We start from the raw sequence: 13,336 nt of genomic DNA on the forward strand, positions 1-13,336 counted from the left end.
TTCTTCCTAACCAAGCATTCTCATTGCTTTAGACAAGGCCTCAAGAAAGGCTTCAACATCGCCTGGTGTGTTGTAGACACCAAAACTCGCCCGGGCCGTCGCTGTAACACCTAGATGGGACATTAATGGCTGAGCACAATGGTGACCGGCTCTAATTGCCACACCATACTTGTCAAGTATTTGTGCGATATCATGCGGGTGCATACCATCTACCGAAAAGGTCAGAATGGCGCCTGTATCCTCCGTCAGACCATGCACTTTCAGGGCATTAACGCCCTTCAGTCCATCGAGCGCCATATCGTAGAGCTCGCGCTCATGAGCGGCGATTGCAGTCCGATCAAAACCTGAGATCCAGTCGATTGCAGCTCCCAGTGCAATTGCCTCAAGAATCGCAGGCGTCCCTGCCTCAAATTTGTGAGGAATATCGTTATATGTGATCTCTGACTGCGTGACCTTCTCGATCATCTCGCCGCCGCCCTGATAGGGCCGAAGAGATCGAAGAGACGCAGCTTTACCGTAGAGGACGCCTACGCCCGTCGGACCATAAAGTTTGTGCCCCGAAAAGACGTAGAAGTCGCAATCAAGGTCCTGAACATCAACGGCCATATGCACAGCAGCCTGACAGCCGTCCAGAAGCACTTTCGCACCAACCTGACGCGCTTTCTGGCAAATGGCCTTTGCGTCAGTCCGGGAGCCCAGAACATTCGACATATGCGTGATGGCGACGATCCGGGTTCTGGCGCTCAAGGCGGCATCAAAAGCTTCCATATCGAGCGAACCATCCTCATTGAGGTCCACCCATTTCAGAACTGCGCCGTGGCGCTCTCTAAGAAAATGCCAAGGCACAATATTCGAATGATGCTCCATCACGGACAGGACGATTTCATCGCCCGGCTTGATGTCATCAGCAAAACCATTTGCGACGAGATTGATGCCCTCCGTAGCGCCTTTGGTGAAAACGATTTCGTCTGCGCTAGAAGCGTTGACGAAGGCACGCACCTTTTCGCGCGCATCCTCCATGGCACTGGTTGTTTCATTCGCTAAGGTATGTAGTCCGCGGTGCACATTGGCATAGGCCGTACGCATCTGTCCGGAAAATGCATCGATGACGGCTTCCGGTTTCTGGGCAGAAGCCGCGCTATCCAGATACACAAGCGGCTTTCCATTCACTTCACGAGAAAGAATGGGAAACTGTCCGCGAATAGCCTCAACATCCAGCACAGCGGTCATACATAGCTCTCCAGCCAGTATCTGATTTCTGCGGACATTGGTTCGCGCGCACCGTCCGGGACCTGCCCCAGAGCATCGAGAAGGAAAGCTTCCGTTAGCAGCGCTTTGGCTTGCTTTTCAGGAACACCACGTTGACGGATATAGAACAGCGCCTCGCCGTCCAGAGCACCTACCGTGTTGCCGTGTGCACATTGTACGTCATCAGCATAGATCTCGAGTTCAGGCTTGGCATTCACGTCACCGCCATTCTCCAGAATGAGCGCGTGGTGCTGCATCTCAGCATCTGTTTGCTGACCTGCGCGAGCAACATGGAACTTGCCCTGAAAAACGGCGCGCCCCTCATCTTTCACAACACCTTTGACAAGCTGGCGTGTGGTGCAGGCTTCACGTGAATGGCGAACAAGGCTCGTTTGATCGTAATGACGCCCCGCATCAAGCAGGTAGGCCGCATTTAGCACGGCATGTGCTTCATCTCCCTGATGGAAGATACGCGTTTCATTACGGCAGAGCTTTGCACCGAAACCAAGTGATGACTGCTTCAGGCGTGCCTGAGCTTCAAGCTGAATGATGGCAGTAAAGACCTGGACGGATGCAGCATCAGCATTCTGGAACAAAACACGCGTCAAATCTGCACGCTGTTCAAGCGAGTACTCCAGGACGTGATTGGAAAACCCTTTGCCACCAAGATGGCTCTCATACACCGTCAGTTCAGCGTCTTCGCGCATGACGAAACGCGTGTGCGAGAATGTCTGATCTGCGCTATTCTCGAAAACCAGATGAAGTGGAACAGAGACCTTGCCTTTAACTTCAATCAGCAAAGTTCCAGGCTTTGTCGCCAACGCAGCAGCGAGAGCAGCAACCGGAATTTCTTCGGCCCCGGGTAGCGCGTTCCCAGCATCCTTCGTTGTTATGGAAAGTCCTGCAGGGATGACTTCTGGCAACTCAATGCCATCAGCTGTGAACCGTATCGTAACGGCGTCTTCAATCGTCGCAAACGGCGTGTCTGGAAGAGAAATGTCAGCCGGGTCTACAGATGCAGACAATGCGAACCGAAGGTCCGACCATTTCCAGGCCTCAATACGGCGCGTGGGCAAGCCAGTCGCAGCGAACGCTTCGAAATTGCGTTCGCGCTGACCTGAATATCCAAGCTTGCTGTATTGTTCAGCAAAGTTGATTTCGGAAGGTGTTGGATCTTTGAGGAGTTCCGTCAGTGTGGTCACTACGCGGCCTCCGCCAGCACGCCGTCATAACCCTCTTTCTCGAGCCTCTCTGCCAACTCAGGGCCACCGGTCGCGATGATGCGCCCGTCCGCCAGAACATGCACTTTGTCAGGACGGATATGATCCAGCAGGCGTTGATAGTGTGTGATCACCAGCATGCCGCGCTCAGGTGAACGAAGCGCATTCACACCATCTGAAACAACTTTCAGCGCGTCGATATCGAGACCGGAGTCCGTCTCATCAAGGATCAGGAATTTCGGCTCCAGCATCATCATCTGGAAAATCTCAAGGCGCTTCTTCTCACCGCCCGAAAAGCCGACATTCACTGGCCGACGCAGCATTTCCGGCGTCAGCTTAAGTTGAGCCGCTACTGCTTTGGCTTTTTTCAGGAATTCAGCAGCGCTAATTTCATCTTCGCCACGTTGTTTGTGCTGTGCATTCAGTGCTGTTCGGACAAAGGTCATCACCGGAACACCGGGGATTTCGACCGGATACTGGAAGGACAGAAAAAGACCAGATGCGGCGCGCTCTTCAGGTTCCATTTCGAGAATGTCTTCACCGTTCAGCTCAGCGCTTCCGCCGGTCACATCGTATCCGTCACGGCCCGTCAGAACATATGATAGAGTCGACTTGCCGGCACCGTTTGGCCCCATAATGGCGTGAACTTCGCCAGCCGGAACATCAAGCGTGAGCCCTTTGATGATTTCCTTGGTGTCTTCTTCATCACCAACGCTTGCAAACAGATTGTCTATCTTCAGCATCGTACTTCTTTCTACGCCTCGCCCGTCGGCGGCGAAAAGTGATTATTGAGTTTCAGAAACGCACCGATCAGAATGAACAGCAGCGCAAACAGCCAGACGCCTGACGCGAGTGGCGAAAAACCAGAAAAGATCCAGGCACCGATCATTTGAACGATCAGTGCAAACAGGAAAATGAAAATCAGCAGCGCAACCCAGCCCTTCCAGTTGGCAGGGCGTCCGAAGTCGAGCGCGCTCGTTTTCCTTTTGAACCAGTAACGTGTCGCCATTAACCGACACTCCCTTCAAGGCTCACTTCCAGGAGCTTTTGAGCTTCCACAGCAAATTCCATTGGCAATTGCTGAATGACATCACGCACGAAGCCATTCACTAGCAGTGCGACCGCCTGCTCTTCATCGAGACCGCGCTGGCGTGCATAGAACAGCTGATCATCTGAAAGCTTTGTCGTGGTGGCTTCATGCTCGAGCTGTGCGTCAGCCCGGCGCGTCTCGACATACGGCACAGTGTGCGCACCGCAGTTCGCACCAATTAGAAGCGAGTCACATTGCGTGAAGTTACGCGCTTTTTCCGCCTTTTTGTGAACGGATACGAGCCCACGATAGGTCTGGTCAGATTTGCCCGCCGAAATACCCTTAGAGATAATCCGTGAGCGCGTTCGTTTGCCCAGATGAAGCATCTTCGTGCCTGTGTCGGCTTGCTGGCGCCCATTTGTGACGGCAATTGAATAGAACTCGCCAACGCTGTCATCACCGCGAAGAATGCAGCTTGGATATTTCCACGTCACCGCAGAACCGGTCTCAACCTGTGTCCAGGAAATCTTGGATCGTGCGCCGCGGCAATCACCGCGTTTCGTCACAAAGTTGTAGACGCCACCTTTGCCTTCTTCATCACCCGGCCACCAGTTCTGGACGGTCGAGTATTTGATTTCCGCATCATCCAGCGCGACCAGTTCCACGACAGCAGCGTGGAGCTGGTTCTCATCGCGCATCGGCGCGGTACAACCTTCGAGGTAAGAAACATAAGCGCCCTCATCAGCGACAATGAGAGTTCTCTCAAATTGCCCCGTCCCTTGCGCGTTCATCCGGAAATAGGTGGAAAGCTCCATCGGGCAGCGTACGCCCTTCGGGACGTACACAAATGTACCGTCTGAAAAGACTGCGCAGTTCAATGTTGCGAAGAAATTGTCAGACTGTGGCACCACAGTTCCGAGGTATTTCTGGACAAGCTCAGGATATTCCCGGATCGCCTCCGAAATCGACATGAAGATCACGCCAGCCTGTTTGAGCTCTTTCTGGAAGGTCGTTGCGACAGACACACTATCGAAAACCGCATCCACAGCTACGCGAGGTTTTTCCGGGTCTGTGCGTGCGTCTGCCGCGGTTTCGGCAGCACCTTCCACACCCAACAGAACTTCGGCTTCCTTTAGTGGAATACCGAGCTTCTTATACGTCTCCAGAATTTCTTCCGGAACATCATCGATAGATTCATAGCGTGCGCCCGTTTTCGGCGCGGCATAATAATATGCATCTTGATAGTCGATCGTTGGATAATGAACCTTAGCCCATTCCGGCTCCTTCATCTGAAGCCAGCGACGATAGGCCTTCAGACGCCACTCCAGCATCCATTCAGGCTCGTCTTTTTTGGCTGAAATGAAGCGAACAATATCTTCGTTCAGTCCGCGCGGAGCGAACTCCTGCTCGATCTCGGTCGAAAAGCCTGCGGAGTAATTCTTCGACTCAAGCGCGCGGGCGGCATCGACCGTTGCTTTGTCGATTCCTTCTTTGACCTTCACTTCTTCAGCGGATGGATTTCCATCTGCCATCAGGCAATCTCCTTAAACGCATGAGACGAAACGCGTCGCGCCGCCTTCAACCAGGCTTCCGCCAGTGCTTGAGCATCTTCAGCCTCTGAACGCCACCCAAAACTGACACGCAGTGCCGAAGATGCGAGCGCATCAGACGCGCCCATCGCAAGCAAAACGGACGATGTCCGCACCTTACCACTGGAACATGCAGATCCAGATGATACGGCGAACCCGGCCAGATCCATAGCCATCACCTGTGTCTCCCCCTTGAAGCCTTCAAGGGCAAAGCACGAGGTTCCGGGAAGTCTTTCGAGATGATCACCGAAAAAGGTGACGCGAGCGGCCTGTTTCAACGCTGTTTCAAACACAGAACGCATTTTTTCAATCCGCGGTGCTTCCTTATACGGGTCGCTTGCTTCGACAGCCGCAGCAAAGCCAGCAATCCCAATCAGGTTCTCGGTACCGGAACGAATGGATTTTTCCTGGCCGCCACCAATCTGTTGCGGCAGCAGCGGAGCGCCTGCACGATGCCAGAGCGCACCAACGCCTTGTGGGCCTCCGCATTTGTGAGCCGACATGGCGAGATAGTCGACTCCGAGCATGCCGACACTCACGGGAATTTTCGAAACGGCCTGGACAGCATCACAATGCACAAGGCCATCATATTTTCTGACGAGTGCGCAGGCTTTAGCAACAGGTTGGATCACACCTGTCTCGTTATTCGCCAACATGAGTGACAGAAACGGCGTTTGCCCGTCGAGCGACTGGAGCTTCTGCGCCAAATCCTCCAGATCCATTGTGCCATTCGGGAGAACCGCAACCCTGCGCGTCTCAAATCGCCCGGACATAGCGAGATCGCGAACCGCTGGATGTTCCAAGTCCGAATAAAACCAGACCGCATGTTCGATTTTCGCGAGCGCGCCAAGTATCGCCAGCGCGTTTGCTTCTGTTCCACCACTTGTGAAGACAACATCTTCGGATCGCGACCCGATGACACCGCCGATAGCTGTGCGCGCACTCTCTATCATGCGACGAGCGCGCCGTCCGGCCGAATGCACAGATGAGGCATTTGCCTGGACATCCATAGCCAGCAGCATTGCTTCTCTCGCTTCTGGTCGGAGCGGAGCTGTTGCGTTGTAATCACAATAGGTCATGTAACGTTTTAAGCAGCAGTCGCCCGGTCTACGCGTTGCATCTGGACGATACTGCCCGCGCGTCCTTCAACGACGTCTTCCAAAGTCACCTGAGCCAGGAAGCCCAGTATGTGCTGCCGCAGGGCATCCCAAAGCTCGTGCGTCGCGCATTTCTCGCCTTGCGGACCACAGCCGCGACCAGAGTCCGGAGCACATCGTGTTGTCTTTATCGGCTCGTCGACAGCAAGAATGATATCGCTCAAGCGCGTCTCTGAAGCAGGTTTAGACAGTTTATAACCACCGCCCGGCCCTCGAACACTAACAACAACACCGCGCTTCCTCATCTTTGCAAAAAGCTGCTCCAGATAAGACAAAGAAATGGATTGACTCGCGGCGATATCACCTAGAGTTTTAGGCTGACCAGAACTTGTTTCCACAAGATCCACCAGCGCCATGACGGCATAGCGTCCTTTGGTTCCTAGCTTCATTTTTTTCTCCAAGTGATCTGGACATATATACCCAAGGAAAAAGGTCAACTATTCTTCATGTTAAATTCTTGATTTTTTCCCAAATGCACGTTTAACACGCCGGTTCGGATTGATCACTGCGACAAAGCCAGGAGCGACAATATGGCGGAAATTATTATCCCAGGCCCAGCCGGACGCATCGAGGCACGGTATACAGAAGGCCCGGAAGAGAATTCCCCTATTGCGCTGGTTTTGCATACCCACCCGAAAGCGGGCGGAACCATGCAGGACCCGGTTACCATCTCACTCTATAATCTTTTCGAGTCTCGCGGCTTCTCAGTAATGCGGTTCAACTTCCGCGGCGTCGGTCGCAGCCAAGGTCAGTTCGAGTCCGGCGTTGGTGAGCTCTCTGATGCAGCATATGTTCTCGACTATATGGAATCGCTGACTGAAACGCCTCGATATTGCTGGGTCGCAGGTTATTCATTCGGTGCGTGGATCTGCCTACAGCTTCTGATGCGTCGTCCTGAAATTGACGGCTTCCTCGCCGTCTCTCCGCCAGCCAATCATTATGACCTCAGCTTCCTTGCGCCTTGCCCTGCATCCGGCCTCATTGTTTCTGGAGACAATGACAAGATTGCCTCACCTCAGGACATTGAACGCGCGCTGACAAAGGTCCGGGTTCAAAAGGGTGAAGTAATCTCGCGCGATGTGGTGCCAGGTGCAAACCACTTCTACCAGAACAAGCTTGATGATCTGACCGAGCTTTGCGCGAAATATCTGGATAACAGCCTCATGAAGGCTGAGCGTGAGCGTCTAGGCGAAATTTAAATTTAGCCCACATTCACAGGATACTGAGTGCGCCCACCTGTCATGGGCGCCCTCACTCCGGTCGTTCCCGGAAAACTGATCGGAAGATTTCGCAGGTGCCGCACAGCGAGTAGTGCAAACGCTTCTGCCTCGATGGAATCTCCACGCCATCCCGCGTCTTCAGCTGTTCGGATTGGCACGCCGCAGCGCGCCTCCAATTGCTCCATCAGGAATGGGTTGTGACGTCCACCCCCGCAAACGACCACTTCCCTGACGCTTTCTGAAAACGCTGACAGCCCCTTTGCAACCGCCGCTGCGCTGAAGGCAGTCAGTGTTGCGCATCCATCAGCAAAGTTCAGTCCTTCAGCGAGGTCAGCATTGTAGTCATAGCGGTCCAGAGACTTGGGCAGCGGCTGATCGAACCAGTCTGAATTTAGCCAGGCCGCAATGCGTGCCTCATCAATACTGCCAGAACGGGCAAAGCCTCCGTCGCGATCATAGCGCCCCTGCTTGTGACGCTCGACCCATTCATCGACCGGACCGTTAGCAGGACCGCAATCAAACCCCTGCAAGATCATAGTATCGGAAACGAGTGTGAGATTCGCCACGCCTCCCAAATTCAGCACCGCAACGGGTTTGTTCCGATCAGCACAAAGGGCCTGATGATACACCGGGGCAAGCGGAGCCCCCTGACCACCAGCCGCGACGTCGTCAGTTCGAAAGTCAAAAACGATTGGCAGTCCAAAACGCTCGGCGATGTTCTTCTGGTCGAGTAACTGCAGCGTTCGCCCCGGCACACTTCTGCCGGGAGCGCGATGAAGAACAGTCTGACCGTGGATGCCAACCACCTCTGGCTTTGAATCGCCGTCACACTGGCGAAGAATGTCTTGAAAAGCCGCCTCATGCGTAGAGGTCAGCACCTCGCAAGCGCGCTGAAAACAGGATACTGGCTCAGCCCCCTCCCAGTTCCAGTTGCGAGCAGCGCCGACGGCATCTGCGAGAACGGTACGTTCCTGGTCGGTATACGTTCGCTCAGCTGTTGGCCCAAACTCCAGCACGCGTTCGCCATCCGTCAGGATCATAGCTGCATCGACCGCGTCCAGCGACGTGCCACTCATGAAACCCAGCGCCCAAACCGGGGAAAAATCGCTTTGTGTACTGTTCAAACCTGTCAACCTTCGTGCTAGATCGCCGCGTCCATTGGAGACTATCATGAGCGAATTCAAATCCGATTTTCTGTCAACGCTGCAATCTCGTGGCTACATCAAGCAAACGACTCACGAAGCTGAGCTCGATGCTTATTGCTCAAAGAACGTACCGACAGCCTATACCGGATATGATGCGACCGCCGATAGTCTCCATGTCGGTCACCTTGTCAGCATCATGATGTTGCGCCGTCTTCAGCAAGCCGGCGGCAAGCCCATCGTCCTGATCGGCGGAGGGACAACCAAGATTGGAGACCCGACTGACAAGGAAAAATCCCGCCCGATTCTGACTGAAGAGCAGATCAATCAGAATGCTGAAGGCATCAAAAGCGCCTTCGAAAAGTTCCTTACATTCGGCGACGGTCCGACCGATGCCGTGATGCTCAACAATGCTGATTGGCTGGATGGCCTTGGTTATATCGAATTCCTGCGCGATGTGGGCAAGTTGTTCACCATCAACACGATGGTTAAGCAGGACACGGTTGCCCGCCGCCTGAAAAACGAACAGCCTTACACCTTCCTGGAATTCAACTACACGCTCCTGCAGGCTTATGACTTCCTGGAGCTTTCACGACGCGCCAATTGCGGGATGCAATTGGGTGGCTCCGACCAGTGGGGGAATATTGTTGCCGGAGCAGACCTCATCCACAAAATGGACGGAAAACAGGCTTATGGCATTACCTGCCCGCTCATTACCACTGCGTCCGGTGCCAAAATGGGTAAAACCGTGGGTGGAGCTGTCTGGCTCAATGCAGAAAAGAAAAGTCCTTATGAATACTGGCAGTTCTGGCGCAACACGGAAGACGCAGACGTTGGTCGTTTCCTGAGATTGTTTACGGATATCCCGCTGGAAGACATTAGCCGACTGGAATCGCTGGAAGGCGCTGAAATCAACGATGCAAAGATTGCTCTGGCCGATGCAGCAACAGAAATGCTGCACGGCAAGCAAGCGGCAACAGACGCCAGAGAGTCAGCTGCAAAAGTCTTCGAGCAAGGCGCGTCCGGCGATGCACTTCCGACCTTCGATATCTCGAAGACAGACATTGAGTCTGGCCTGCTGGTCGCAGCAGGATTCACAATCGCAATGTTGACGAAGTCAAACGGCGAAGCGCGGCGCCACTTCAAGGCGGGAGCTGCTAAGGTGAATGGTGAGTCAGTTTCAGACGCGAATGCCGTTCTGAGCGCTTCTGATTTCGATGATGAAGGTGTTCTGACGCTGTCGATTGGCAAAAAGCGTCATGCCCGCCTGAAGCTACAAGAGTAAGCCTCGTTATTCAGTGGGTTGAGGCGCATCTTCTGCCTCAGCCTCAGGGAGTGGTTCCTGCGCCGGGTTTTCAAAGATCCGGCGCAACACCCCCGGCAAGAGACCTGAGAAGGGATTCACAGCGATCTGCGCCTTCTCCATGGATCCACGAACATCGTAGGTTATGGCGAAAACGCCCTCGCCTTCTCGTGAAACGAACAGGTCACCGAGAATAGGAATTCCGCCCAAGGCGGAGTTTACTCCAAACGAAGGCACGAGGACGCCATCAATTGCGATGTTCTCACCTCCATCTAGCACATGACCTTTCGCCGTCATCCCCATTGCTGGGCCGGAAGCCTTTGCTCCATCGATAAAATACCCCTGCTGGGTAATACGAAGCGGAACCTCGACATTCGAGAACAAGATACCTTCACCGCTCATCACATCAGCGAGTCCTCTTAAAGAGGCCAGTGCTAGAATTTGGGTGAGCAGCGGCGCCTCCTTGAGGCGTACCGTGTCGATCCTGAATAATATATTGCTGGGTTGATTTTGCGCGCCGAGCTCACCGGATACGGTGAGCCTTCCGCCTTCAATAGTGTTAGAACCAATCAATCCATTCAGGGCCGCACCAGCGTTTTCAATCACTGCATCGACCGCACGGCCACCGCCTTCTGTCGCCTTGATCGCAATCGAGATGCCATCGCCCTGCTCGCTCTGCCCATCGACGTTCAGACTAAGAAGGCCCGGCCCCTGATAGTCGAGCGTGAGATCAACGTCGCGCATGGAATAACCATCTCTCAGATCCAGTTCATCGAAACTGGATTGAATATTCACACTGCCGAAGACCGGGGACGCCTGATCGCCGGCACTGAAAAGACCATCTATAAGTCGCTCAGCATTCAGATACCGCCCATCAACGTCGATACGGAGTTCGCCTTGTCGGGTTCGACGTAATTCGCCACTGACATCAATCTGATTTTCCAGAAACAGCCGATCGAGATTGACGCCGACAACGTCCTGATTTTCATCGGTGCGCAGCCAACCTGAAAATTCGAGACCGTCTGAATTCAAGTCGATCCGTGTACGTTGACCGCGACGCAGCGCACTGAAGTCGATGACCGCAGTTGCAGCATCGCCAACAGGCTTAATCCAGCCTAATTCGCTGAAATCGAGTCTGTTTTCCTGCAGATCAAGTTCCACCAGCGCTCGCGTCAGTTCCGTGATCGACGGACCGTTAGCCTTGAGTTCTCCATACACGTCGCCCGTCAAATAAGCGCGCACCGGAATGTTCATACGGTTCAGAAGCTCAGGCTTCACATATCCGCGGGCATCGAGCTGAGTTTTCTGGTTGGTCTCATCGAAGAATTTGTCGCTCCACTCAAAAACGATCGGAGAACCATCCAGCTCGCCATCACCGGCAATAGCGATCTGGTTGTTATCAGCGGATAAACGCGCTTTCACTTCTGAAAGTGAAATATCAGGATAAATTTCATCAAACTGGCCAGATGTGACAGTACCATCAACGCGAAATCGAGTGTCCTCGTAAGACACGTCCGACAAAGCCGGGCGGCGCAACTCGAAGGTCGCCTCACCAAGTCCTGAAATCGACTCGACCTGCAGGCCATATTTTTCTTCAAGCTGGAGACGCGATTCACTCAATGTGCGAAGCATGTCCCTTACCGAACCACTGCCTTCAGCGCGGATGATAATATCACCGCCCTTCGGCATGAAATAAGGTATCTGAACAGTGCCTGCAGTCAGCGCCCAGTTACTGAAACTTCCCTCAGCGACATCCAGCGAAAATCCGTTTCCGTCCAACCGAGCCTGGCCTCGGCCGTTCTGGACAGACGGAAGATCCGATAGAAAGGACACTTCCGCGCCCGAATAACCAAACTCCAGCTTCAGCGCCTCGTCAGAGAGATATCCTTTGATCAACTCATCGGGGGAAAGATCGAGCGAGAATCGCGCATCCTTCACAACGCCTGAACGCACGTTCTCTGCAACCCATGTCCGAGCGCCCTCACCCAAGGAGACAGGCCAAAATTTCAGCACTTCTTCAGTATTTGTCTGGCCATCTGAAACAGCCTGTAGACGCATACCGAACGGGATCTCACCGTTCTGGCGCTCTTGGTTCCGGTTTGCATAAATCGTTCCACTGCCCGTCAGTGTGATGCCGGCTGTCGACACGCGCATAGATGGCAAGTCCGCCGTCATGTCCCTGAGGTCCACACTGGCGTCTATATTGACATCATCGAGCTGCCAGGCCGATGGAAAATAAGGCCGGAAGTCGGCCGAAATCCCGGTCGAACGGATCACAAGATCATGTTCATCAGATAGCGGCGCCTCGATCCAGCTGGCAGCATTGTCGGTGTACAGATCCAGATTGCCCCGGAAGGGACCTGCATCAACATTACGCGCATCCAATTGCATTGTGTTTTCGCGGAACGCGTAAATGAGCGACAGATCATTTACCCCAACAAGGATCTGCGTGCCTTCCAATTCAAGGAGCCCTGGAGCTGTCCTTAGATCCACAGAAGCAGAATCAATCCCGTATGCATCGACGTCAAACAGGATGGTGACGTCTGTTTTCACAGTACCATCCAGAGCTTCCGTCCACAGATCAAAAATTGGAATTTGCGCAAATGACTGATTGAGCAGCTCAAAGCTACCGGTCAATGTACGTGTATCGAGCTCCAGTTCGGCACTCAGTTCAGCTGTTTCTGGTGCACCTTCACCGTAAGCAGCACCCGATGCATTTATGGTCAGAACGTCACGGCGATGCAGAACATCCGAATTAACGTCATCGAACTGCCAGTTGATGTTTAAGGGCTCATCGATGAAGTTAATTTCGAAATTTCGAAATCTGATCGACCGCAAATCTCCCACAGCACGAGACTGCAGGGCATTGTCTATCACGTTGAGGAAACTCTGCTCAATGTATTGCAGGATCGACGACGCCTCATGAAACTGCACCGGAGTAACCTTCGGCAGTGACTCGCCAGCAATAGTGATGACGCCCTCAGCATCCCGTTCGATCGCGATCTGGCCACCATCAAGCAGAATTTCTGACAGACGCACATCTCCCGACAAAAGGGAAACAGCATTCAGATCAATGATGGCGCGGTCGGTCGCGCCGACCCTGCTTCCCTCTTCATCTAAAAAGACCATCTCGCTGGCGACAATCTGAAACTCGCCATTCTGTTGCTGCCAACGCAGGGAAAGCGACTCGATTTCAACCCGGCGACCATCCCGCGCTTCTGAGATGGCTTGCTCGACGTCCGATTTGAAAAAAGATAGATCCGTCGGCCCAGACATCAGACGCCAGGCGACAAGGCCAAACACCATTCCTGCAAGCAGAACCACGCCAGTGAGCAATTCGAGCAGAATGATGCCGGTTGTTTGACGCAATGCCCTAGGTTCTCTTTATCTTGCAGCGAGTGGTATGCGAGCGTATTCGCTTACTGGG

General features: G+C 53.6%; 11 protein-coding genes. 2 read left to right on the forward strand and 9 right to left on the reverse strand.

Annotation, left to right across the window (positions count from 1 at the left end):
• Positions 1-6 precede the first annotated feature (6 nt).
• From ACFQDM_RS18260 to ACFQDM_RS18290, 7 genes are read right to left on the reverse strand one after another with little or no spacing between them, the layout of a single operon-like run.
• On the reverse strand, positions 7-1,230 hold the full coding sequence (locus tag ACFQDM_RS18260) for an aminotransferase class V-fold PLP-dependent enzyme (RefSeq protein ID WP_377381835.1): 1,224 nt from the start codon (positions 1,228-1,230) through the stop codon (positions 7-9).
• Complete coding sequence (gene sufD, locus ACFQDM_RS18265) at positions 1,227-2,450, reverse strand: Fe-S cluster assembly protein SufD (RefSeq protein ID WP_377381838.1); 1,224 nt, start codon at positions 2,448-2,450, stop codon at positions 1,227-1,229. Before sufD ends, ACFQDM_RS18260 begins: the two co-directional genes overlap by 4 nt.
• Positions 2,450-3,211: a Fe-S cluster assembly ATPase SufC gene (gene sufC / locus ACFQDM_RS18270; RefSeq protein ID WP_377381841.1), complete on the reverse strand. Its 762-nt coding sequence runs from the start codon at positions 3,209-3,211 to the stop codon at positions 2,450-2,452. The genes sufD and sufC overlap by 1 nt, the downstream gene beginning before the upstream one ends.
• 11 nt (positions 3,212-3,222) lie before the next feature.
• On the reverse strand, positions 3,223-3,477 hold the full coding sequence (locus ACFQDM_RS18275) for a hypothetical protein (protein WP_377381844.1): 255 nt from the start codon (positions 3,475-3,477) through the stop codon (positions 3,223-3,225).
• Positions 3,477-5,030, reverse strand: coding sequence for a Fe-S cluster assembly protein SufB (gene sufB, locus ACFQDM_RS18280; RefSeq protein ID WP_377381847.1), 1,554 nt, complete (start codon positions 5,028-5,030; stop codon positions 3,477-3,479). The genes ACFQDM_RS18275 and sufB overlap by 1 nt, the downstream gene beginning before the upstream one ends.
• Complete coding sequence (locus tag ACFQDM_RS18285) at positions 5,030-6,166, reverse strand: cysteine desulfurase family protein (RefSeq protein WP_377381850.1); 1,137 nt, start codon at positions 6,164-6,166, stop codon at positions 5,030-5,032. The genes sufB and ACFQDM_RS18285 overlap by 1 nt, the downstream gene beginning before the upstream one ends.
• A gap of 8 nt (positions 6,167-6,174) precedes the next feature.
• Positions 6,175-6,633 carry an Rrf2 family transcriptional regulator gene (locus ACFQDM_RS18290; protein WP_377381852.1) on the reverse strand — a complete coding sequence of 153 codons (459 nt, stop codon included), beginning with the start codon at positions 6,631-6,633 and terminating at the stop codon, positions 6,175-6,177.
• 141 nt (positions 6,634-6,774) lie between these two features.
• On the opposite strand from ACFQDM_RS18290, the gene ACFQDM_RS18295 reads away from it, so the two are divergent.
• Complete coding sequence (locus ACFQDM_RS18295) at positions 6,775-7,443, forward strand: alpha/beta hydrolase (RefSeq protein WP_377381855.1); 669 nt, start codon at positions 6,775-6,777, stop codon at positions 7,441-7,443.
• Positions 7,444-7,445: 2 nt separating this feature from the next.
• On the opposite strand, the gene ACFQDM_RS18300 is transcribed toward ACFQDM_RS18295, so the two are convergent.
• A complete protein-coding gene (locus ACFQDM_RS18300) occupies positions 7,446-8,636 on the reverse strand; it encodes an anhydro-N-acetylmuramic acid kinase (protein WP_377381858.1) in 1,191 nt (396 codons plus the stop codon).
• Here ACFQDM_RS18300 and tyrS point away from each other — a divergent pair.
• Positions 8,635-9,891, forward strand: coding sequence for a tyrosine--tRNA ligase (tyrS, locus tag ACFQDM_RS18305; RefSeq protein WP_377381861.1), 1,257 nt, complete (start codon positions 8,635-8,637; stop codon positions 9,889-9,891). The two genes, ACFQDM_RS18300 and tyrS, sit on opposite strands and share 2 nt — an antisense overlap.
• Positions 9,892-9,897: 6 nt before the next feature.
• Here the strand turns inward: tyrS and ACFQDM_RS18310 are convergent, their stop codons facing one another.
• A complete protein-coding gene (locus tag ACFQDM_RS18310; RefSeq protein ID WP_377381863.1) occupies positions 9,898-13,278 on the reverse strand; it encodes a YhdP family protein in 3,381 nt (1,126 codons plus the stop codon).
• Positions 13,279-13,336: the final 58 nt, after the last annotated feature.

This window comes from Ponticaulis profundi, assembly GCF_042659465.1.
In the GTDB taxonomy this organism is placed as follows: Bacteria; Pseudomonadota; Alphaproteobacteria; order Caulobacterales; family Hyphomonadaceae; genus Ponticaulis; species Ponticaulis profundi.